General features: G+C 68.6%; 19 protein-coding genes. 9 read left to right on the top strand and 10 right to left on the bottom strand.

Going from position 1 to position 22,126, the window contains the following annotated elements:
- The first annotated feature begins 46 nt into the window (after positions 1-46).
- On the top strand, positions 47-1,540 hold the full coding sequence (gabD, locus tag JJL56_RS12850; protein WP_247891062.1) for an NADP-dependent succinate-semialdehyde dehydrogenase: 1,494 nt from the start codon (positions 47-49) through the stop codon (positions 1,538-1,540).
- A gap of 186 nt (positions 1,541-1,726) precedes the next feature.
- A complete protein-coding gene (locus JJL56_RS12845) occupies positions 1,727-2,134 on the top strand; it encodes a flagellar basal body-associated FliL family protein (RefSeq protein ID WP_211111858.1) in 408 nt (135 codons plus the stop codon).
- Positions 2,135-2,223: 89 nt separating this feature from the next.
- Here JJL56_RS12845 and JJL56_RS12840 read toward each other — a convergent pair whose 3' ends face one another.
- Positions 2,224-3,609, bottom strand: a complete 1,386-nt coding sequence (locus tag JJL56_RS12840) for a class II 3-deoxy-7-phosphoheptulonate synthase (RefSeq protein ID WP_014240660.1) — start codon at positions 3,607-3,609, stop codon at positions 2,224-2,226.
- 216 nt (positions 3,610-3,825) lie between these two features.
- Here JJL56_RS12840 and JJL56_RS12835 point away from each other — a divergent pair, with 216 nt between their 5' ends.
- Positions 3,826-5,169 (top strand): AmpG family muropeptide MFS transporter, encoded by a 1,344-nt coding sequence (locus JJL56_RS12835; protein WP_200485324.1) that lies wholly within the window; start codon positions 3,826-3,828, stop codon positions 5,167-5,169.
- Between the two features lie 135 nt (positions 5,170-5,304).
- Here JJL56_RS12835 and JJL56_RS12830 read toward each other — a convergent pair whose 3' ends face one another.
- From JJL56_RS12830 to JJL56_RS12820, 3 genes are all read right to left on the bottom strand, one after another.
- Positions 5,305-6,201 carry a manganese catalase family protein gene (locus tag JJL56_RS12830; RefSeq protein ID WP_145625989.1) on the bottom strand — a complete coding sequence of 299 codons (897 nt, stop codon included), beginning with the start codon at positions 6,199-6,201 and terminating at the stop codon, positions 5,305-5,307.
- A 169-nt stretch (positions 6,202-6,370) separates the two neighbouring features.
- Complete coding sequence (gor, locus tag JJL56_RS12825; protein WP_145625988.1) at positions 6,371-7,723, bottom strand: glutathione-disulfide reductase; 1,353 nt, start codon at positions 7,721-7,723, stop codon at positions 6,371-6,373.
- A 112-nt stretch (positions 7,724-7,835) separates the two neighbouring features.
- Entirely contained in the window at positions 7,836-8,348 is a 513-nt protein-coding gene (locus tag JJL56_RS12820; RefSeq protein ID WP_145625987.1) for a flagellar basal body-associated FliL family protein, read from the bottom strand.
- Between the two features lie 363 nt (positions 8,349-8,711).
- Here JJL56_RS12820 and JJL56_RS12815 point away from each other — a divergent pair, with 363 nt between their 5' ends.
- Positions 8,712-9,875 carry a nicotinate phosphoribosyltransferase gene (locus tag JJL56_RS12815; RefSeq protein ID WP_145625986.1) on the top strand — a complete coding sequence of 388 codons (1,164 nt, stop codon included), beginning with the start codon at positions 8,712-8,714 and terminating at the stop codon, positions 9,873-9,875.
- 61 nt (positions 9,876-9,936) lie between these two features.
- Here JJL56_RS12815 and JJL56_RS12810 read toward each other — a convergent pair whose 3' ends face one another.
- The 3 genes from JJL56_RS12810 to JJL56_RS12800 form a co-directional block, all read right to left on the bottom strand.
- On the bottom strand, positions 9,937-10,269 hold the full coding sequence (locus JJL56_RS12810) for a (2Fe-2S) ferredoxin domain-containing protein (RefSeq protein WP_145625985.1): 333 nt from the start codon (positions 10,267-10,269) through the stop codon (positions 9,937-9,939).
- 83 nt (positions 10,270-10,352) lie between these two features.
- Positions 10,353-11,651 (bottom strand): ergothioneine biosynthesis protein EgtB, encoded by a 1,299-nt coding sequence (gene egtB / locus JJL56_RS12805; RefSeq protein ID WP_200485323.1) that lies wholly within the window; start codon positions 11,649-11,651, stop codon positions 10,353-10,355.
- A 175-nt stretch (positions 11,652-11,826) separates the two neighbouring features.
- A complete protein-coding gene (locus tag JJL56_RS12800) occupies positions 11,827-12,423 on the bottom strand; it encodes a hypothetical protein (protein ID WP_145625983.1) in 597 nt (198 codons plus the stop codon).
- A gap of 199 nt (positions 12,424-12,622) precedes the next feature.
- On the opposite strand from JJL56_RS12800, the gene JJL56_RS12795 reads away from it, so the two are divergent.
- The 4 genes from JJL56_RS12795 to JJL56_RS12780 all read left to right on the top strand — a co-directional run bounded on the left by JJL56_RS12795 (position 12,623) and on the right by JJL56_RS12780 (position 18,432).
- Positions 12,623-13,402, top strand: coding sequence for a crotonase/enoyl-CoA hydratase family protein (locus tag JJL56_RS12795; protein WP_200485322.1), 780 nt, complete (start codon positions 12,623-12,625; stop codon positions 13,400-13,402).
- A gap of 132 nt (positions 13,403-13,534) precedes the next feature.
- Entirely contained in the window at positions 13,535-13,837 is a 303-nt protein-coding gene (locus tag JJL56_RS12790) for an FAD assembly factor SdhE (protein ID WP_035674467.1), read from the top strand.
- Between the two features lie 10 nt (positions 13,838-13,847).
- On the top strand, positions 13,848-17,474 hold the full coding sequence (gene mfd, locus JJL56_RS12785; RefSeq protein ID WP_200485321.1) for a transcription-repair coupling factor: 3,627 nt from the start codon (positions 13,848-13,850) through the stop codon (positions 17,472-17,474).
- Positions 17,475-17,478: 4 nt separating this feature from the next.
- On the top strand, positions 17,479-18,432 hold the full coding sequence (locus JJL56_RS12780; RefSeq protein ID WP_200485320.1) for an ACT domain-containing protein: 954 nt from the start codon (positions 17,479-17,481) through the stop codon (positions 18,430-18,432).
- 2 nt (positions 18,433-18,434) lie between these two features.
- Here the strand turns inward: JJL56_RS12780 and JJL56_RS12775 are convergent, their stop codons facing one another.
- Complete coding sequence (locus JJL56_RS12775) at positions 18,435-20,351, bottom strand: AI-2E family transporter (RefSeq protein WP_200485319.1); 1,917 nt, start codon at positions 20,349-20,351, stop codon at positions 18,435-18,437.
- Positions 20,352-20,509: 158 nt separating this feature from the next.
- On the opposite strand from JJL56_RS12775, the gene JJL56_RS12770 reads away from it, so the two are divergent.
- Positions 20,510-20,953, top strand: coding sequence for a PRC-barrel domain-containing protein (locus JJL56_RS12770; RefSeq protein ID WP_145625978.1), 444 nt, complete (start codon positions 20,510-20,512; stop codon positions 20,951-20,953).
- 6 nt (positions 20,954-20,959) lie between these two features.
- Here JJL56_RS12770 and arfB read toward each other — a convergent pair whose 3' ends face one another.
- Entirely contained in the window at positions 20,960-21,379 is a 420-nt protein-coding gene (gene arfB, locus JJL56_RS12765; protein ID WP_014240675.1) for an alternative ribosome rescue aminoacyl-tRNA hydrolase ArfB, read from the bottom strand.
- A complete protein-coding gene (locus JJL56_RS12760; protein WP_145625977.1) occupies positions 21,379-22,032 on the bottom strand; it encodes a DsbA family oxidoreductase in 654 nt (217 codons plus the stop codon). The genes arfB and JJL56_RS12760 overlap by 1 nt, the downstream gene beginning before the upstream one ends.
- Positions 22,033-22,126: the final 94 nt, after the last annotated feature.

Below are 22,126 nucleotides of genomic sequence, written 5' to 3'. Positions count from 1 at the left end.
GGCCGACCGCGAGGCCGCGTGCAAGAAACGAGGGAAGGAAGGCACCATGCCGTATGATTCCGTGGACACCGCCCGCCGTCTTGGGTTGAAGGACGCCGAGCTGCTGCGCTTCCAGTGTTTCGTCGATGGCCGGTGGGTAGACGCCGACAGCGGCAAGACCGTGGAGGTGACCAACCCCGCCGACGGCAGCGTCCTGGGCAGCGTGCCGATGATGGGCGCGGACGAGACGCGCCAGGCCATCGACGCCGCCGAGCACGCTTGGCCGGCCTGGCGTGCCCTGACCGCGAAGGAGCGCGCGAAGACCCTGCGGACGTGGTTCGACCTGATGATGGCGAACCAGGAGGATATCGCCCGCATCATGACGGCGGAGCAGGGCAAGCCGCTGGCCGAGGCGCGGGGCGAGGTGGCCTACGCCGCGTCCTTCATCGAATGGTTCGCCGAGGAGGGCAAGCGCGTCTACGGCGACACCATCCCGCAGCATCTGCCGGGCCGCCGCATCGTCGTGACCAAGGAGCCGATCGGCGTCACCGCGGCCATCACGCCGTGGAACTTCCCGGCGGCGATGATCACCCGCAAGGCCGGTCCGGCGCTGGCCGCCGGCTGCCCGATGGTCATCAAACCGGCGACCGCCACCCCGCTGACTGCGCTCGCCATGGCGGTGCTGGCGGAGCGGGCGGGCATTCCGGCGGGCATCCTCAGCGTCGTCACCGGCTCCGCCCGCGCCATCGGCGGCGAGATGACCGGCAACCCGGCGGTGCGCAAGCTCACCTTCACCGGCTCCACCGAGATCGGCAAGGAACTGATGGCCCAGTGCGCCGGCACGGTGAAGAAGGTGTCGCTGGAGCTGGGCGGCAACGCGCCCTTCCTGGTCTTCAACGATGCCGACCTCGACGAGGCGGTGAAGGGCGCCATCGCGTCCAAGTACCGCAACACCGGCCAGACCTGCGTCTGCGCGAACCGGCTGCTGGTCCAGTCCGGAGTCTACGACGCCTTCGCGGCCAAGCTGGCCGAGGCGGTGAAGGCGCTGAAGGTCGGCCCCGGCCTGACCACGGAAGGGGCGCAGCAGGGGCCGCTGATCGACATGGCCGCGGTGGAGAAGGTCGAGGACCACATCCGCGACGCCACGGAGAAGGGCGCCCGCGTGGTGCTGGGCGGCAAGCGGCATGAGCTGGGCGGCAGCTTCTTCGAGCCGACCATCCTCGCCGACGTGACCCCGGCGATGAAGGTGGCCCGCGAGGAGACCTTCGGCCCGGTCGCCCCGCTGTTCCGTTTCGAGACGGAGGAGGAGGCGGTGCGGATGGCCAACGCCACCGAGTTCGGTCTGGCCGCCTATTTCTACAGCCGCGACATCGGGCGCGTCTGGCGGGTGGCGGAGGCGCTGGAATACGGCATCGTCGGCATCAACGAGGGCATCATCTCCACCGAGGTCGCCCCCTTCGGCGGCATGAAGGAAAGCGGCATCGGCCGCGAGGGGTCCAAGTACGGCATCGAGGATTACTTGGAAATCAAGTATTTGTGCATGGGTGGCATCGGCGGCTGAATGCCGGACGCTGATTTCAAGTAAAAAAGCGGGGCTGGTCGTGCGACGCGCTTTGACCGGCCCCGTTTTTTTAACTAGGATAAATCATCGTTAAATTTGCCCATGCCCCCAACAGGGGAATAATGGGGGAAAGGCGGCCCGGTGCGGTTTTTGCTGCGGCGCTCCGATGGGGAATCGGTGTCCCTGATGCCCGTCCTCGTCGCGGTGGCACTGGTGCTGCTTGCCGCGCTGGGAACCTGGACCGTGGTGTCCGCCAAATCCGGCGCCCGCAGTGCCGGTGGCGACCGCAAGCCGCAGAAGACCTACGCATCCTTGCCGACGATGACCTTCACGCTGGGCGGCAGCGACGCACGTCTGGTGGACATCCGTGTGCTGCTGGAGATCGAGCCCACCGGGGACCCGAACCCGGCCACGCCCTTCGTCCCCCGCATCGCCGACCAGATGGCCGACCGCCTGCGCCAGATCGAGCCGGGCCAGTTGAGCGGGGCCGAAGGCGCCAACCTGATCAAGAGCACCGTGGCGAGCGTGATGAAGCGCGAGGCCCAGGCCATCCGCGTGCGCGAGGTGCTGCTGGAGCGGATGGTGGTGCGATAAGCGCTCGCACCGCTTGCCCCCACCCCGGCCCTCCCCTGCGAAAGCGGGGGAGGGCCGGGGTGGGGCAGTCGTACCCCTAGGAAAACGCCTTACTCCGCCGCCGCGCGGCGGTCGGCGTCGCGCTTCAGACGGGCACGCTTCAGCTCTTCGGCCAGCAGGAAGGCCAACTCCAGCGCCTGGCTGGCGTTCAGCCGCGGGTCGCAGGCGGTGTGGTAGCGCAGCGCCAGCTTGTGGTCGGTGATCGCCTGGGCGCCACCCGTGCACTCCGTCACATCCTGGCCGGTCAGCTCGAAATGGACGCCGCCGGCGTGGGTGCCCTCGGCCTCGTGAACCGCGAAGAAGTCGCGCGCTTCCGACAGCACCTTCTCCACCGGCCGGGTCTTGTAGCCGCTGGAGGACTTGACGGTGTTGCCGTGCATCGGGTCGCTGGACCAGACGACGACGCGGCCCTCGCGCTGCACCTTGCGCAGCAGGGGCGGGAACTTCTCCGCCACCTTGTCGGCGCCCATGCGGACGATCAAAGTCAGGCGGCCCGGCTCGTTGGTCGGGTTCAGCAGGTCGATCAGGCGGATCAGCTCGTCCGGATCGGTCGTCGGGCCGCATTTCAGGCCGATCGGGTTCTTCACGCCGCGCAGGAACTCGACATGCGCGCCGTCCAGCTGGCGGGTGCGGTCGCCGATCCACAGCATGTGGGCCGACACGTCGTACCAGTCGCCGGTGGTGCTGTCGACGCGGGTCATCGCCTGCTCGAACGGCAGCAGGAGCGCCTCGTGGCTGGTGAAGAACTCGGTCTCGCGGATCTGCGGGGTGGTCTGGGCAGTGATGCCGCAGGCCGCCATGAAGCCCAGCGTCTCGTCCAGCCGGTTGGCGATCTCGCGGAACTGCTCACCGGCGGGGGAGCGCTCGACGAAGCCCAGCGTCCACTGATGGACCTTGTGCAGATCGGCGTAGCCGCCCTGGGAGAAGGCGCGCAGCAGGTTCAGCGTGGCGGCGGCCTGGGTGTAGGCCTGCATCATGCGCTCCGGGTCGGGAACGCGGGCGTCCGGCGTGAAGTCGAAGCCGTTGATGATGTCGCCGCGGTAGGAGGGAAGCTCGATCCCCTCCAGCACCTCGGTGTCGGCGGAGCGCGGCTTGGCGAACTGGCCGGCCATGCGGCCCACCTTGACCACCGGGATGGCGGCGCCGAAGGTCAGCACGACGGCCATCTGCAGCAGGACGCGGAAGGTGTCGCGGATGTTGTTCGGGTGGAACTCCGCGAAGCTCTCCGCGCAATCGCCGCCCTGCAGCAGGAAGGCGTTGCCGGCGGCGGCGGCGGCAAGGCTGTCCTTCAGCCGGCGCGCCTCGCCCGCGAAGACGAGTGGGGGATAGGAGGACAGGCGCTGCTCCACCGCTTCGACCTTGGACGGGTCCGGATAGGTCGGAAGCTGCTTCGCCGGCTTCGACCTCCAGCTGTCGGGGGACCAACGCTCAACCATGACGCCCGCTCTTTCCTTGTGCTAAGGGTTCCTCCCGGGGCCGGATAACGGCCAGAGGGGACCTCTGTATAGCGGTCTCCGGGAAATTTTTCCATAGTTTCGACCGCAACTTCCGCAATGGATGATGCGGCGCGTCGCCCGAAAAAGCGCGCTGGCCGGAGCATCCGGCCGCGGCCTATACAGACGGATACGCAGGTGTGCGGAAGGGTTGAGCGGGTGAAACCATCCTCCTGGGGGCAGGCGGCCTCCGTCTATCTTGACCGGCGCGTTCTGGCCATTCTGTTCCTCGGCTTTTCCGAAGGGCTGCCGCTGGCGCTGACCGGCTCCACCCTGTCGATCTGGCTGCGCGAGGGCGGCGTCAGCAAGACGGCCATCGGCCTGTTCGCGCTGGTCACCATGCCCTACGCGCTGAAGTTCGTCTGGGCGCCGCTGATCGACCGGCTGCGCCTGCCGGTGATGACCCGCCTGTTCGGGCGGCGGCGCGGCTGGGCGCTGGTGGCGCAGGCCGGGCTGATGGCGGCGCTGATCGGGCTGGGCAGCACCAACCCGGTCACCGACCTGTGGTGGACCGCCATGCTGGCCATGGTCGTCGCCTTCTTCTCGGCCAGCCAGGACATCGTGGTTGACGCCTACCGCGTGGAGGTGCTGGAGGAGCACCAGCAGGCCGCCGGTGCGGCCATCCTTGTGCTGGGCTACCGCTTCGGGATGCTGGCGGCGGGGGCGGGGACCTTGTACCTCGCGGAGTTCTTCGGCTGGCACATTGCCTACTATGTCATGGCCGGGCTGGTCGCGGTCGGCATGGTGACGATTCTGCTGAACCGCGAGCCGAAGGTCGCGGATTCGGCGGAGTCCAAGGCGCGGGAGCGGCATGTGGCGGATTGGCTGGCCGCGCGCCCGCACCTGAGCGGCTGGAAGGCGGATCTGCTGGCCTGGGTCTACGGGGCGGTCGTGGCGCCCTTCGTGGAGTTCATGACCCGTCCGGCCTGGGCGGCGGTCCTGCTGTTCATCGCCTGCTACAAGCTGGGGGACGTGCTGGCGGGGGTGATGTCGGCGCCCTTCTACGTCGATCTCGGCTTCGAGAAGACGGAGATCGCCAACGTCACCAAGCTGTTCGGCCTGTGGGCGACCATCGTCGGCGGGTTGATCGGCGGCGTGCTGGTCGGGCGCATCGGCGTGCTGCGCGGGCTGCTGGTCGGCGGGCTGATGCAGATGCTGTCCAACCTGGGCTACGTCATGCTGGCGCAGGTCGGGCACGACGTGTCGGCGCTGGCGGTGACGGTGGCGCTGGAGAATGTCTGCGGCGGCATCGCGACGGCGGCCTTCGTCGCCTATCTGTCGAGCCTGTGCAACATGGCCTACACGGCCACCCAATACGCGCTGCTCAGCAGTTTCTACAAGCTCGGCGGTGACCTGTTCGGCGCCTCGTCGGGCTGGCTGGCCGAGCGGATGGACTGGAGCAGCTTTTTCCTGCTGTCCACCGGCGGGGCGGTGCCTGGGCTGCTGGTGCTGCTGTGGCTGATGACGCGGCCGAGGCGGGACGAGGCGGTGGTGAAGGTTTAGGCGGGGGAGTCGGCAATCCAACACTTGCCCCCACCCTGACCCTCCCCCGCTCTCGGCGGACCAAAGGTCCGCCTGCCGCGCCAGCGCAAACCAGAGGTTTGCGCGAGAGCTGGGCGGGGGAGGGAAATATGAGCCTTACTTGACCGGGGTCATCTTACCGGAACCGGGGCCGGCGCCGAGGTCGGCGCCCGTCACCGGGTTCACGTCGGTGCGCGACATGGTGCGCTTGGCGGCCTCGTTGACGGCCTTCATCTCTTCCGCCGCCAGCCGGACCGAAGGGTTGCCGTCGCCGCCGCTGACCGGGGCCTGGTCGGGGGTGACGTTGACGAACTCCCACTGCTCGCCCTGGTTCCACGGGCCGCGCATGTCGCCGTCGCCCTGGCTCATGTTGTAGTACTTGTCGGTGTATTCGGGGTTGCCCGGCAGCTTGCCCGGCGGGAAGTTGTTGTCGATCGAATAGAGCGCCTTCTCGAACATCTTCTGGTGGGCGATCTCGCGCGTCATCAGGAAGGTCAGCGCGTCCTTCACGCCCGGATCGGGGGTGATGTTGATGAGGCGCTCATAGATGATCTTGGCCCGCGATTCCGCGGCGATGTTGGAGCGCAGGTCGGCGGTCGGCTCGCCGATGCTGTCGATGTAGCCGCCGGTCCAGAGCTGCCCCGCGGAGTTGGTCAGCGCCGGGCCGCCGCCGTAGAGCAGGGCCAGCGTGTGGCTGCCGTTGCCCTTGGCGATGTCGGCGTAGAGGTCGGTGACCTCCTCCGCGCCCTCGGCCAGCTTGCCCTTCACGCCCTTGGTCAGCATGGCGACGATGCTGCCGATGATCTCCAGATGGCTCAGTTCCTCGGTCGCGATGTCGATCAGCATGTCCTTGCGGCCCGGGTCCTCGTCGGAAAGGCCCTGCGTGAAGTAGCGCAAGGCCGCCGCCAGTTCGCCCTGGGGACCGCCGAACTGTTCCAGCATCAGGCTGGCCAGCTTCGGGTCCGGTTCAGCGACGCGGACCGTGTACATCAGGTTCTTGTTGTGCATGAACATGCGTAGGAGCCCTCCCGGAGCCTGGATGAAGGATGGGAGGCGGCGACTTCCGCGGTGGTGCTGGACCGCCGCCGTGATCGCCGCCGCCATCGTCGTGTGCCCTCAACACAGGCTTCTTAGAAGCGTTCCAGGAAATCAGGCTCCTGACCTTTGGTTTTAGGTCCGATCGTCAGGACACCTTCTCGCGCATCAGGACGAACTCTTCGGCGGTAGAGGGGTGGAGGGCGATGGTGCGGTCGAAATCCCTCTTCGTGGCGCCGCAGTTCAGGGCGATGCCCAGACCCTGGACGATCTCCGGCGCGTCCATGCCCATCATGTGGCATCCGAGCACGCGCTGGCTCTCGCCGTCCACGATCAGCTTCATCAGGACCCGCTCGTCGCGGCCCGACATGGTGTGCTTCATCGGGCGGAAGCCGGCCTTGTATATGTCCACCGCCGCATGCTTCGCCCGCGCCTCCGCCTCGGTCAGGCCGACGGTGCCGAGCGGCGGGATGGAGAAGACGGCGGTCGGGATGTTGGCGTAGCTGATGCTGGTCGGGTTGTCGTTGAACAGCGTCTCGACGAAGGCGCGCCCCTCGGCGATGGCGACGGGCGTCAGGGCCATGCGGTCGGTGACGTCGCCGACGGCGAAGATGTTGTCCACGCTGGTGCGCGAATACTCGTCCACCCGGATCGCCCCGCTCTCGTCCAGCGCGACGCCGGCGGCTTCCAGCCCGAGGTCGCGCGTGTTCGGACGGCGCCCGGTCGCCGCCATGACGAGGCCGGCGGAATGCTCCCGCCCCAGCTGGTCGGTGACGGTGAAGCCGCCGGGGCCTTCCTCGACCTTCACCGGCTGGGTGCGGGTGAGGATGGTGATGCCGCGTTTGCGCATCTCCTGGGCCAGGGCGACGCGGATGTCGTCGTCGAAGCCGTTCAGAAGCTCCTCGCCGCGGATCATGATCGTGACCTCGGCGCCCAAGCCCCGGAAGATCCCGGCGAACTCCACGGCGATGTAGCCGCCGCCCAGGATGATGACGGAGTGGGGCAGGGTGCCGAGCTGCAACGCCTCGTTGGAGGTGACGGCGTGCTCGATCCCTGGAATCCTGGGCAGCGACGGCCAGCCGCCGGTGGCGACCAGGATGTTCTTCGCGGTGTAGCGCTGGTTGGCGACCTCCACCGTGTGGCGGTCGATCAGCCGCCCAAAGCCGGTGTGCAGGGTGACGCCGGAGTTCTCCAGCATCTTGATGTAGATGCCGTTCAGCCGGTCGATCTCGGCATCCTTGCGCCCGATCAGCGTGGCCCAGTCGAAGGCCGGCGTGGTGGTGGACCAGCCATAGGCGCTGGAGTCCTCGAAGGCGTCGCGGAACTGGGCGGCGTAGACCAGCAGCTTTTTCGGCACGCAGCCGCGGATGACGCAGGTGCCGCCGACCCGGCTGCCTTCGCAGATGGCGACCTTGGCCCCCATGGCCGCGGCCCGCCGGCTGGCCGCGACGCCGCCGGAGCCGGCACCGATGGTGAAAAGGTCGAAATCGAACTCGGCCACGGCCGTCTCCTTGCAATCCCAAGATCCGAACGGGACAGGAGTGTTCCCCATTCCGGAACGCCTGTCGAGCGTTGGCCGAGATGGCGGATCGAGGCGGCTGGCTGGCCTTCGCTCAGCGCATGACGAGTTCCTGGACCAGCACCTGACGGATCTTCATCGCGCCGAGTTCCTTCGCGGCGGTGCGCATCACCGCGTCCTTGATGTAGAAGGCGCCGTTGCGCCCGCGCAGTTCGCCGGGGTCGGTTTCCAGCATCACGTTGGTCATCGCGCTGGCGATGCGCGGCCCGTAGCTTTCAACCGTCTTGGCGGGGGCCGTCGGCTCCATGTCGAGCACCACACGGACCCGCAGCTCGCGCAGCCGGTCGCCGTCGCTCAGCGTGAAGATCATCGCCGGCAGGCGCGCGTAATTGGCGGCGGTCCGCAGCGTGTCCCCCACCACACGCCCGGCCTGCGCCGTGCCGGGCTTCAGCAGGAAGGCCCCGCCGGTGCCCGCCGCGGCCAGGCCGGCCATGGTGCAGAGAAGCCCGACCACCACCCGGCGGCTCAGGCGGTCGAGCGTCGAGGGGGCTGCCGTCGAAGGGCCTGCCGCAATGTTCGGCGCGTTCTGGCGGATTGTCCGGCTCATGCCGACCTCGTCGCTTTTCCCGGCACCGCAAGGGGGTGGCGCCTGTTCTTGGGTGTATGGTGGATGGGTAAAATGAAGGCGTCAAATACAGGTATTTTATACTTTTTGGTGACAGCGCATTACAGCCAGGAACTGCGCATTTCTTCTCAGCTTCTTTGTGTTTGAAATGAGTCGGATTTCGTAACGTATTTTCGGTAAATCACCATTGCTTGCGGCGGTTGGCCGTAGCGGATGAAGCCTCTTCCACCGGAGGGCCGGGGCGTATAATGCTGGTTTCTCAATCGGATTGCCGTTTCCGCCGTGGGGGCGGCCTCCGGACGTGATCGTCGCGAAGGGCAAGAGCGGGAAGACAAGGACATCGCCATGGACGAGACCAGGAACCAACCGCCGGCCAGTCACGCGCCCGCCAGCCATCCGCCCGCGTCGGCCATCACCGAATGGACCGACACCTATTTCAAGCGGACCAAGGAGGCGGTCGGGAAATTCGGTGACAAGAAGGTCACCTACGCCATCTTCATGCGCCGCCCGGTGGTCTGCGCGCCGCGACTCGCCATCGAATGGCTGGAGGCGGTGGCGCGGGAACGCGGGTTCGACCTCGACATCGTCCTGAACTATCCGGAAGGGAAGTGGGTCGGTGCGGGCGAGCCGATCCTGTACATCACCGGCTCCTTCTACCATCTGGTCGACACCGAGACGATCATCCTGCAGAAGCTCGGCCCCGCCTGCGTCGGCGCCTACAACGCCTTCACCATGTGCGCCGACCTGCCGAAGACCGCCTTCCTCGCCATGGAGGCGCGCCACTGCGCCGGCACGGAGATGGAGGAGATGATGGCCTACGCGGCCTCGGTCGGGTCGGACCGGGCGAAGCGCAAGGTCGGCGCCAAGGGCTTCATCGGCAACGCCACCGACGCCACCGCCCATTTCTTCGGCCAGAAGAAGGGCATGGGGACGATGCCGCACGCCCTGATCGGCTATGCCGGTTCGACCGTGCGGGCGGCGGAGATGTTCCACGAAACCTTCCCCGAATTGCCGCTGACCGTCCTGGTCGATTATTTCGGGCGCGAGGTGACCGACGCGATGGAGGTCTGCCGCCGCTTCCCCGGCCTCGCCGCGCAGGGCAAGCTGGCGGTGCGGCTCGACACGCCGGGCGGGCGCTTCCTGGAGGGGCTGGACCCGCCGGGCTCCTACGCGGTGCTGGAGCGGCACGCGCCCCATTCCATCCGCGGCTATCGCGACGAGACGCAGCTCCGTTACCTGATCGGCACCGGCGTGTCGGCGGCGGCGATCCATTTCATGCGCGAGAAGCTGGACGAGGCCGGTTTCCCGGCGGTGAAGATCGTCGCCAGTTCCGGCTTCGGCCCGGCGAAGTGCCGCCTGATGGCGGAGGCCAACGCCCCCGTCGACATCATCGGCACCGGCAGCTACCTGCCCGAGCGCTGGACCGAAACCTACGCCACCGCCGACATCATCGAATATGACGGCGAGAAGCGTGTGAAGGTCGGCCGCGAGTTCCTGTTCCGCAAGTAGCATCGTCGTTTCGCAAGAAGAAAGCCCCTCCGCCGGCCGCGCCGCGGAGGGGCTTTTGCGTTCAGCGGGTCAGCACCATCACCAGCCGTTCGACCGGCGAGTCGTTGACGAGGTGCGAGTCGACGATCTCGTCGATGTCGGCGGCCGTTTCCGGGCGGTACCACAAGCCCTCCGGATAGACCACCATCAGCGGGCCGGCGGAGCAGAAGCCGAGGCAGCCGGTCCAGGCAATGCCGACGTCCAGCAATCCCTTGGCCTGGATGCGTTGGCCGAGCTGTTCCCACATCGGGTGGGCGTTCTTCGCGGCGCAGCTGCCGCGCGGATGGCCGGGCGGGCGCTGCTGGGAGCAACAGAAAACGTGGTGGCGGAACACCGGAGGAAGATCGAGAGACATCGCAGGCTCCAAATTCCATAATTTTCTTATGGTTATAAGGCCTGCTGCAGTGCAGCGCCACCGTTTAAAACGATTCCAATATCTCAGGCATCCTCGGCCAGCCGCAGGCCGGTGAAGGACAGGCGGGATTCCGGCCGCAGGTAATGCCTCGTCGTGGGGTTGGCGTGGTCGAAGGGGGTGACGCAGCTGCCGCCCCGCAACACCATGCGGTTGATCATGAATCGGCCATGGACGGCCTCGTCCACCCCATCGGGCAGGCGGTAGCCGGGGTAGGGGACGAAGGGGCTGCGGGTCCATTCCCACACGTCGCCGAACAGTTGCCAGGGGCCGTCGCCGTGGCAGGTGCTGGGGCGCGGGTGTCGGTTGCCGGTGCCCAGCAGGTTTCCCATGCTGTCGCAGCGGGACGCCAGGGCCTCCCACTCGGCTTCCTCGGGCAGGCGCTTGCCGGCCCAGCGGGCGAAGGCGTCGGCCTCGAACCAGCTCACATGGCAGACCGGCTCGGCGGGATCGAGCGGGCGCATGCCGTAGAGCGTGAAGATCTGCCACGCGCCGTCGCGCCATTCCCAATAGAGCGGGGCCTGCCACCCCTCGGTCTGCACCGCTTCCCAGCCGTCGGCGAGCCAGAGCGAGCGCTTCGCGTAGCCACCGTCTTCGACGAAGTCCCGAAAGGCGCCGCAGGACACCGGCAGGGCGGCGAGGCGGAAGGGCTCCAGATGAATCCGGTGGCGCGGCCCCTCATGGTCGAATCCGGCTCCGGCATCGGTCAACCCGATCTCAACGAGGCCACCCTCATGCTCGACCCAGCGTTCCAGCTGCGGCGGAGCCGGAACCGCCTGTGGCGGCTGGTCGTAGGCGGGGCGCAGCGGGTTGCTCCAGAAGGCGTGCTTGATGTGGGTCAGCAGCCGTTCCTGGTGGCGCCGCTCGTGCGTGATGCCGACGATCACGCGATCGGCGATCTCCGGCAGGTCCGCCTCGTCGGTCTGGTTCAGCAGGTGCAGCACCGCGGCGTTCACATGGTCGCGGTAGCGCATCACCTCCGCCGCGTTGGGCCGGGACAGCAGGCGCAGGGTGGGGGAGGGAAGCTGGTGGCTGCCGAACCGGTCGTCGCGGGCGGCGAACAGCGTCAGGAAGGCCGGGTCGAAGGGACGGTATCCGGGGTTGCAGGGCACCAGGACGGTGGTTTCGAACAGCCACGTCGTGTGGGCGAGGTGCCATTTGGCCGGAGCGCCATCGGCCACCGACTGGACCATCAGGTCTTCGGGCGACAAGGGCGCCGCGAGTTCGGCGGTGCGGGCGCGGATCTTTTGAAAACGGGTGGAAAGTGCTTGGCGAAGGGCGTCGCCGGACGGCTGGGCATGCGTGGCGAGATGGGTGTCGGGCACGGGGGAACCTCCCTGCGGGAGCGGGTTTTCCGCGGCGGGAACGGCGCGGGGACGCGCCCGGACTCCGCCGGAGAAACAACAGGGCCATTGTGCCGCATGGCCCGACCATCCTGGGTGGCGCATCGGAGGAGGGCTTTCTCCGAATTCGCGCATCATACCCGCGGTGGGGCTGTGGTTATGCGTCCACCACCAGATGCGGACGGAAGGCGCCTTCAAGCGTCAGAAGAAGGCGCAGATACACGGCAACGCGCCGCGATGTCGTCGTCCGCTGCTCCAAACATTCGCGGAGCTGGTTGGCGAGCGCCACGTTTTCCGCCGTTTGCCCGGGTGGAAGCGTCGGGTTCGTCGGCGCCGCGATGTCGACGATGTGGTCATGGTCGACGGAGCGGGCGGCGACGGCTTTCTCAAGAAGCGCCGCCGCGATGCGTTCGATGTCCTGATCCGCCGGCGGCGGCTGGGCGAGGTTGGGGGCGAGATGGGGCGGCGGACGGCGGTTGGCGAGCTGCGCGCGCAGATTTTGCTTGATCCGCGCCCGCTGCCCGGCGTTCAGCGTGTCCAGCTCATCGATCTCGTCGAACAGCAGGTCGTAGAGGCGTCGCCGCTTGTGGTTGGCCTCGTCCTGGTCGCGGCGTTCCTGCTGCTCCCGCTCCTGCTGTTGCAGGTCCTGCCGATTCTGTCGCCGCTGCTTGCGGTCGGTCGCGCTGCCGGTGCGCTCCACCACACCGGCCGAGCGGACCAGAGGTTCCGAGCGTCCGATCGAACCGTCGGTCATGGCGACCTCCACGGCTAATGGCTGGGACTGTTCAGTGTACCAACTGTCGCGATTCTGTCAAGGTGACGCTTTGGCGTGAGGCGAAGACCCCATTTTCAGGTGAGCGTTGCTCATTCGAAAACGTGGCGTACTCGTTTGTCAGGGATGTGGCTCGGGCTCGACAGTGGGGCATTCCAAACGCAGGAAAGAGGAATACGCCATGCCCCACACCGATTCCGCCAACCCCATCCTGTGCGTCACCGCCGGAGGAATCGCCACCCTCACCCTGAACCGCCCCGCCAAGCTGAACGCCATCAGCACGGCCCTGGCCGCCGCCATGCTCGACACGTTGGACGCGCTGGAGGCCGACGCGGCGGTGCGGGCGATCATCGTCACCGGCGCCGGGGAGCGGGCCTTCTCCGCCGGGGCGGACATCGCGGAGTTCACCCCGGCCGTCCGGCGGGGACCGGAGGCGGCGGTGCGCGCCTTCCGGCCCGGACAGACGCTGTGCGCCCGGATCGAGTCCTTCCCCAAGCCCATCATCGCCGCGGTCAACGGTATCTGCTACGGCGGCGGTTGCGAGATTCTGGAGGCGGCGCACCTCGCCGTCGCCAGCGAGCGGGCGAGTTTCTCCAAGGCGGAGATCAAGCTCGGCATGATGCCGACCTTCGGCGGGACGCAGCGGCTTCCCCGCAACGCCGGGCGCAAGCGGGCGTTGGAATGGCTGCTGACCGGCGACGCTTTCCCGCCCGCGACGGCGCTGGCGGTGGGACTGGTCAATCAGGTGGTGGCCCACGACGCCCTGCTGCCCGCGGCCTTCGAACTGGCCGGGCGGATCGTCCGGCATTCCCCGGCGGCGGTGTCCGGCATCCTGGGGGCCGTGACCCGCGGGCTGAACATGACCATCGGCGAAGGGCTGGTGGTGGAGACCGAGCGCTTCGCCCGGCTGGCCCCCGGCCCCGACCTGCGCGACGGGCTGGAGGCGTGGCTGGCGCGCTGAATCAAGCTCCTTCCGGGGGATCGTCCGGCATTTCGGTTTGCGCGGGGGCGTGCCGGTGTGCAGGATGCGGGGGTGGATGTGGACCGCTCCGCCCCCTATCTTCCGGGGCCGGGGCTTTTTGGCGTGGATGGCATGAGCGACGAGAACACCCTGTCCGAGAGCGGCGAATCCCTGGAAAACCGGCGCAAGCGGCTGCGCTTCCGGTCGTGGCACCGCGGCATGCGCGAGATGGACCTGCTGATCGGCAGCTTCGCCGACGCCCATGTCCCGGCCTTCGACCACGCGCAGCTCGACCGCTACGAGGCGCTGCTCGAACTCAGCGACCCCGACCTCTACAACTGGTACGCCGGGCGCGAGCCGCTGCCCGCCGAGCATGACACCGACGTCATGCAGCTGTTGACCAAATTCCGCTACACGCCCCGTCAGGGGTCCTGAGGCCCGATCCTTGCCCAGCTTCGAACAGTTGCAGCCGGGACGCTCCGGCCGCCTTCTGGTCGGCGGCGCCCCCGCCGGCCATGACGCCCGCGTCCTCGCCGACCTCGCCAAGCGGGCGGGGAGCGCCGGACTTCTCCACGTCGCGCTCGACGACACCCGCGCCGCCCAGCTGGCGGAGGCGCTGGCCTTCTTCGCGCCGTCGCTGGAGGTGCAGGTTTTCCCGGCCTGGGACTGCCTGCCTTACGACCGGGTGTCGCCCAACGGCGGCATCGTGGCGAAGCGCATCGACACGCTGACCCGCCTGCTGGCGCGCAAGGCGGACGCGGCGCCGCTGGTCGTGCTGACCACCGTCAACGCCATGGCGCAGAAGGTGCCGCCCCGCGCCGCCTTCCGCGACGCGGTGTTCTCGGCGAAGCTGCGCGACCGGATCGACCTGGAGAAGCTGCAGCGCTATCTGGCCGGCAACGGCTACACCCGCGCCCAGACGGTGCGCGAGCCGGGCGAGTTCGCCGTGCGCGGCGGCATCGTCGACCTGTTCCCGCCGGGCACCGACGAGCCGTTGCGCCTCGACCTGTTCGGCGACGAACTGGAGGCGGTTCGCAGCTTCGACCCCATGTCGCAGCGCACCACCGACAAGCGCGACGGCATCGACCTCAAGCCGATGTCCGAGGTGTTCCTGGACGAGGCGGGGATCGCCCGCTTCCGCTCCGGCTACCGCGAGCTGTTCGGTGCCGTCACCGACGACGACCCGCTCTACGAGGCGATCAGCGCCGGGCGCAAGTACGGCGGCATGGAGCATTGGCTGCCGCTGTTCCACGAGACCATGGAATCGCTGCTGGCCTACATGCCCAAGGCCATCCTGTCGCTGGACCATCAGGCGACGGAGGCGCGCGATTCGCGAATCGCGCAGGTGGTGGACTTCCACGCCTCCCGCGAGAGCATGATCGTCATCGAGAAGCGGACGGGCTCGCCGGTCTACAAGCCGGTGCCGGTCGGCATGATGTTCCTCGACGCCCAGGCCTGGGACGACCTGTTTGCCGCCCACGCCGTGGCGCAGCTCCAGCCCTTCGGCACGCCGCCGGGCATCAAGGGCACGCTGGATGCCGGCGGGCGGCGGGGCCATGACTTCGCCGAGGAGCGGGCGCGCCCCGACGTCAACGTCTTCGAGGCGGTGAAGGACCACATCCGCGCCCTGCGGGCCGACGGGCGGCGCGTGCTGGTGGCCGGCTATTCCGCGGGCTCCCGCGACCGTCTGATGACGGTGCTGGGCGACCACGGCATTCCGGGGCTGGAGCCGGCGGAGAGCATCGAGGACGTCCGCCGCTTCGACCGTCACGTCATCGGCATGATCGTGCTGGGGATGGAGCACGGCTTCACCTCCGCCGACATGGCCGTCATCACCGAGCAGGACATCCTCGGCGACCGCCTCGTCCGCCCGGCGGCGAAGAAGAAGCGCAAGGCCGCCAACTTCATCGCGGAATACACGGCGCTGGCGTCGGGCGACCTCGTGGTGCACATGGACCACGGCATCGGGCGCTACGACGGGCTGGAGACGCTGGAGGTGTCCGGGGCGCCGCACGACTGCCTGCGGCTGATCTACGAGGGCGGCGACAAGCTCTACGTCCCCGTCGAGAACATCGAGGTGCTGACCCGCTACGGGTCGGAGGACGCGCACGCGCAGCTCGACAAGCTGGGCGGGGCCGGCTGGCAGGGCCGCAAGGCCCGCGTCAAGAAGCGCCTGAAGGACATGGCCGAGGCGCTGCTGAAGATCGCCGCCGAGCGGATGCTGAAGAAGGCCGATCCGGTCTACACGCCGGAGGGCGTCTATCAGGAATTCGCCGCCCGCTTCCCCTACCCGGAGACCGACGACCAGCTGAAGGTCATCGAGGAGGTCTTCACCGACCTCGGCTCGGGCCGTCCGATGGACCGTCTTGTCTGTGGCGACGTCGGCTTCGGCAAGACGGAGGTGGCTCTGCGCGCCGCCTTCCTCGTCGCCATGAGCGGTCAGCAGGTCGCCGTGGTGGTGCCGACCACGCTTCTGGCGCGCCAGCACTTCAAGACCTTCACGACGCGCTTCGCGGGGCTGCCGCTGCGCGTCGTCCAGCTGTCGCGCATGGTGACGCCCAAGGAGCAGGCCAAGGTCAAGCAGGAGCTGACGGAGGGCACTGCCGACATCGTGATCGGCACCCACGCGCTGCTCGGCAAGGGCGTGCAGTTCAAGCAGCTCGGCATGGTCATCGTCGACGAGGAGCAGCATTTCGGCGTGAAGCAGAAGGAGCGGCTGAAGGAGCTGCGCGCCGACGTGCACGTCCTGACGCTGACCGCCACGCCGATCCCGCGCACGCTCCAGATGGCGCTGTCCGGCGTGCGCGAGCTGTCGCTGATCGCCACCCCGCCGGTGGACCGTCTGGCGGTGCGCACCTTCGTGCTGCCTTACGACCCCGTGGTGGTGCGCGAGGCCATCCTGCGCGAGCATTACCGGGGCGGCCAGACCTTCTACGTCTGCCCCCGCGTGGAGGACCTGCCCAAGGTCGCCGAACGGGTGCGCGAGCTGGTGCCCGAGGTCAAGATCGTCACCGCCCACGGCCAGATGCCCGCCAGCGAGCTGGAGGAGGTGATGACCGCCTTCGACGAAGGCAAGTTCGAGGTGCTTCTCGCCACCAACATCATCGAGAGCGGCATCGACATCCCCAACGCCAACACGCTGATCGTGCACCGGGCGGACATGTTCGGTCTGGCGCAGCTCTATCAGATCCGCGGGCGCGTCGGGCGGTCGAAGGTGCGCGGCTACGCCTACCTCACCTACGCGCCGAACAAGCCGCTGACCGGCACGGCGCAGCAGCGGCTGCACGTCATCGAGACGCTGGATTCCTTGGGCGCCGGCTTCCAGCTCGCCAGCCACGACATGGACATCCGCGGCGCCGGCAACCTGCTGGGCGAGGAGCAGTCGGGCCACGTCAAGGAGGTCGGCGTCGAGCTGTACCAGCACATGCTGGAGGAGGCCGTCGCCAACGCCCGCGCCGGCATGGACGGGCAGGTGCCGAGTGGTGCTGAGGACCAGCCCTGGACCCCGCAGATCAACCTGGGCACCCCGGTGCTGATCCCGGAGGAGTATGTCCCCGACCTGACGGTGCGCCTGTCGCTCTACCGCCGCATCGCGGAGTTGGTCGACCGGGCGGAGATCGACGGCTTCGCGGCGGAACTGATCGACCGCTTCGGCAAGCTGCCGGCGGAGGTGGAGAACCTGCTCGACGTGGTGACCATCAAGCAGCTCTGCCGCCAGGCGGGGGTGGAGCGGGTGGACGCCGGGCCGAAGGGCGCGGTTCTGACCTTCCGCAACAACAGCTACGCCGAGCCGGCCAAGCTGCTGACCTACATCAGCCAGCAGATCAGCCTGATGAAGCTGCGGCCCGACCACAAGCTGGTCTACACCCGCGAATGGACCGACGAGCCTCAGCGGGTGCGCGGCGTCAACCGGCTGATGAGCGATTTGGCTCAAATGGCTGGCGGCGGCGCCGTGCCGAAGGGCGAGGCGCCGCCGCCCCCGCCACCCCCTCCGCCGCCGCGTCCCAGCGCGCTGAAGGCCGGGTCGAAGTTCGGGCGGAACATCCCCTCGCGTCCCTTCGGGCGGCGCTGAGGCGATGAAAAAGGATGGGGGGCTGGCGAAGGCCCTGGCGCTCGGCGGCGACCGTCGCGCATTCGGCGACATTCCGACGGTGGCGGAGGCGGTGGCCGCCGATCCCGCCCGCCTGCCGGAGCTGGTTGCCTGCCTGTTCGACGGCGACGCCGGGGTGCGGATGCGCGCCGCCGATGCCCTGGAGCGGGTATCGCGCGGCGACGCGCGTCCGCTGGACGCCTTCGCGGAACGGCTGCTGACCGAAGCCGCGGCCATCGAACAGGCGGAGGTGCGCTGGCATCTGGCGGCCGTTCTGCCACGCCTGACCCTGACGGAGGAGCAGCGCGGGCGCGCCGTGGCGCTTCTGGAGGGCTGGTTCGAGAACCGGGCCAGCCGGATTGTGCAGAGCGCCGCGCTTCAGGCCATGGTCGATCTGGCGGCGGACGATCTGGAGCTTCGCCCGGTCGCGGCGGACATGCTGGGCCGGGCCATGCGCTCGCGCATCCCGTCGCTGGCCGCGCGGGCCAAGCGTATCCTGAAACCGTTCGAGGTGGACCGCGCCACGCTGGACGCCGCCCTGCTGCCGGAGACCAAGCCGCTGACCCTGTCGGTCCTGCCCGACCGGCTGGCGGTGGCGCGGCTGGCGCCGGGGGACGGGATGCCCGGCTGGCTCGACTGGACCGACCCGCTGGTCAGCGCCACCCGCACGGGCGAAGAACTGTCCATCCTCTGCCGCGAGTCCCGCGTGCCGGACGGCGTGACGGCGGAGCGCGGCTGGCGCGCCTTCAAGGTGGCGGGGCCGCTGGATTTCTCGCTGTTCGGGGTGCTGGCGCGCATCGCGGTGCCGCTGGCCCAGGCGCGGGTGCCGATCTTCGCCATGTCCACCTACGACACCGATTACATTCTGGTGCGGGACGAGGACGTGGAGCGCGCCGCCGACGCGCTGAAGCGGGTCTGCACCGTCGTCGCGCCCTCCTGACCTTATTCCGGCCGGGCTTTCTCCGCTTCGGTGGCCTCCGGCTTGCTGTCCTCCGGCTTGCTGTTTTCCGGGGCGGCGGCAACCACGCCCAACTCCTCCAGGTGCATAAGGGCGCTGGTCAGGCTGGTCGCGACCCGGTCGGCGGCTGTCTGGGAGGTGGCGTGCTCGGGCGCTTCGGCTTCCGGGTGTGCGCTCCACAGGCACAGAAGGATCGGCACGTTCGGGCCGAAATGCAGGCGCATGCGGCGCACCAGCCGCCGGGCGTGGGACAGGGCGGACGGGTCCAAGTAGGACAAGGCCACCGCCGACACGCCGGTCGGGGCGAGGGCGCCGATGGCGCGGACCGACACCGTTTCGCAGGCGATCACGTCCGCGCGCAGACCCCGCGGGCGCAGCGTGTGGGCGAGCAGCCCCGCCGCGGCCTCGTCCAGGTCGTTGCGGGCGCCGATGCACAGGATCAGCGGCGCTTCCGCCGCGGCGGGCGGCATGGTTTCGGCCAACTCGTCGACCAGGGCCGTCATGCCCTCGGCCACGGCCTGCCGCCCCTCCGGGGTCAGGCGGTTGCGCTGCCGGTCCTGCTCGGCCAGCGACAGGGTGGGCAGCAGCAGGCCGTGCCCGGTCTCCGTCAGGCCGCCCTTGTTCATCCGCTCCTCGGCGATCTCCATGGCCTCGATGGGATCGCGGGCGAGCAGGCGCTGGTACAGCTTGGCCTCGTCGGGCAGCACCGGGCGGTCGCCCAGCATCACCTCCAGGAAATGCAATTGCGGCACGTGCCGCCCCAGCACCACCAGGCAGACGGTCAGCGGAGTCGCCAGCAGCAGGCCGACCGGCCCCCACAGGGTGGTCCAGAACACCGCCGCGACGATGATCGCCAGCGACGACAGCCCGGTGGCGGAGCCGTAGAGCCAGGGCTCCACCACGTTGTTCGAGAACAGCTCCACCGCCACGAACAAAGCGATGCAGAGCAGCGGCAAGGTCCACCCCGCATCGACCGCGAAGGACAGCAGGATCGGGAAGGTGGCGGCGATCGCCGGTCCCAGGAAGGGGATGAAGCGCAGGACCGTCGCCAGCAGGCCCCACAGCAGCGGGTTGGGCACGCCGAGCAGCCACAGACCGATCCCGATGGGCAGGCCGTAGGTGACGTTGACCACGCACTGCATCAGCAGATAGCGGCTGACCCGCTCGCCGGCGTCGTTCATCGCCTCCGTCGTGCGGCTGAGGTCGCCGGACCCGGCCAGCCGGATCAACCGGTCCCGCAGATCCTCGCGTTGCAGCAGCATGAAGATGGTGAAGACCAGCACCATGCCCGCCGTGGCGACCGGCGCCATGGCCGGCCCCAGCACATCGCTGATGATGGTCAGTGCGTCGGCCCCGTTCTGCTCGATCCGCACGGGCACCGGTTCCCGCGCGGCGCCGGGGGCGGGCAGGGCGTTGGCCGGAGACGTGGCGGCGGGCGGGGTCTCCCCGGTCACCTGCTCCAATCCCTGCTTCAGATCGCGGAATGCTTCGGTCGCCTGCTGGACCACCCCGCCACTGCCCGCCGACGCGGCGCTGGAGCGCAGCGAATCCATCTTGGCGTGCAGATTTCGCTGATAGCTGGGCAGGTTGTCGGCCAGATCGGCGATCTGCCCGCCGACCACCGTGCCGAAGGCGGCGATGCCCGCGAAGACCAGCACCACAACAGCCAGAACCGACGGCACCCGGCCCAGCCGCAGCCGCTCCAGCCGGCTGACGATGGGCGCCAGGACGAAGGTCAGCAGCACCGCCAGCGCGATGGGGACCAGGATGCCGCTTCCCAGATAGAGGGTGGCCACCACCAGCGCGATGACCAGCAGCGTCGTCTGGGTGGAGGCGGGCGGGGCGGCCTTCGGCACCGGGATGGGACGGGCCTGCAACCGGCGGGCGGTGTCTTCGGCCATGATCGGCGGAGCCTCGGGGGAGAGTTGAGAGAGTGCAGAACGCTGCCGGACGCGGCGCGTTCCGGCGCCATCGGGCGCAATCTCCGCAAGGCACCGTGACGATTGCGGTCCACGGCCTGTTTAAACCCGCGTGGTTATCTCGTCTGAAGGAGGGGGCTATGCGTAAGGTTGCTGTTCCGGTCCTGTCGGCGTTCGCGCTTCTGGCCCTGGCGGGCTGCGCCGAGACGTCGAGCTGGTTCGGTGGGGGAAGCGAGCAGGCGTCCCGTCCGATGTCCGAGCAGTCGCTCCAGACCGCCTCGCGGATCGAGCCGCAGGCCATGCTGGGCAAGTCCGTCGTCGCCTATGACGGACAAAAGGTGGGGCAGGTCGAGGACGTACTGTTCAACAGCAGCAACCGTCCGAGCCAGCTGGTGGTCTCCACCGGCGGCATCATGGGCATCGGCGGCCGCAACGTGGCGCTGGACATCGACAACGTCCGCTACAACCAGCAGCAGGACGCCATCGTGGCGACCCAGCTGACCAAGGATCAGTTCGCCAACCTGCCGGAGTTCCAGTATGGCGGGAACATGATCTCCCTGAATCGGCAGAAGACGACGCAGTAAGCGGCGTCAGTCCTCCGGCTTGCCGGAGCGCAAACGCTTGATGTCGGACCTCTGACCCTTGGCCTCCAGGCGGCGTTTCTTGGAGCCAAGGGTCGGCTTGGTCGGACGGCGGCTCTTGGGCACCACCGTCGCGTCGCGGATCAGGTCGATCAACCGCTCCCGCACATCCTCGCGGTTGCGCAGTTGACTGCGGTAGGTGTCGCCGACGATGATCAGCACGCCTGCCGCCGTCATGCGCGACCCGGCCAGCCGGACCAGCCGGGCCTTCACATCGTCGGGGATGTTCGGCGAGGCCGCCACGTCGAAGCGCAATTGAACCGCGCTGTCCGTCTTGTTGACGTGCTGGCCGCCAGGGCCGGAGGCGCGGATGAAGCTCTCCTGAAGCTCGCTCTCGTCCAAGCTGATGCGGGGCGTCACGCGGATCATCAATCGGCCGCCGCCGTCACACCTTCCTGCTCCTCCACCCCGAGGTCGAGAAGCGGGAGGAAGCTGGCGGGCTCCTGTGCGCCGGACAGCGCGTAACGCCGGTTGAAGATGTAGCAGGGCACCGCCTGAAGGCCGAGTTGGCGCGCCGTGGCGTCGGCGTTGAAGACCGCCGACGTCTCCGCATCGCCGTTCAGCAGGGTCTTGATGTCCGCGAAATCGAAGCCCAGGCCGGCGGCGGTCGCGGCCAGCGTGTCGCGGTCCCCGATGTCCAGCCCGTCCACGAAATAGGCATGGAACAGCGCGTCGGCCATCCGGTCGCCCAGCCCGTGGCGGGCGGCGATGCGGATCAGCCGGTGTCCGTCGAAGCTGTTGGGCGTGCGCCGGACGCGGTCCAGCCGCAGCGGCAGGCCGTCGCGCTCCGCCGTTTCCTCGACCACCAGATGGATCTGCCGCGCCCGCTCCGTGCCGCCGAACTTGGCCGCCATATAGGCGCTGCGCTCCATCCCGCCCGGCGCCATGTCCGGGTTGAGCTGGAAGGGCTGCCAGCGCAGTTCCACCTGCACACGAGGCCGGTCGGCCAGCGCACGGGCAAGCCGCCGCTTTCCGATGTAGCACCAGGGGCAGATCAGGTCAGCGTAGGTTTCGATCAGCATAGGCCCACTATCCCCCATTCCCGCCCCGCCGCGCAACCGCCCAGCCCGTGGGGCACCCCGCCGCGTTCGGGCAACCGCTTCTGCAACCCTTTGT

Origin of the sequence: Azospirillum aestuarii, from assembly GCF_016632405.1 — a bacterium.
GTDB classification, from domain to species: domain Bacteria; phylum Pseudomonadota; class Alphaproteobacteria; order Azospirillales; family Azospirillaceae; genus Azospirillum; species Azospirillum aestuarii.
The sequence above is the reverse complement of the archived record's forward strand: the minus strand, read 5'-3'. Positions and strand labels throughout refer to the sequence as shown.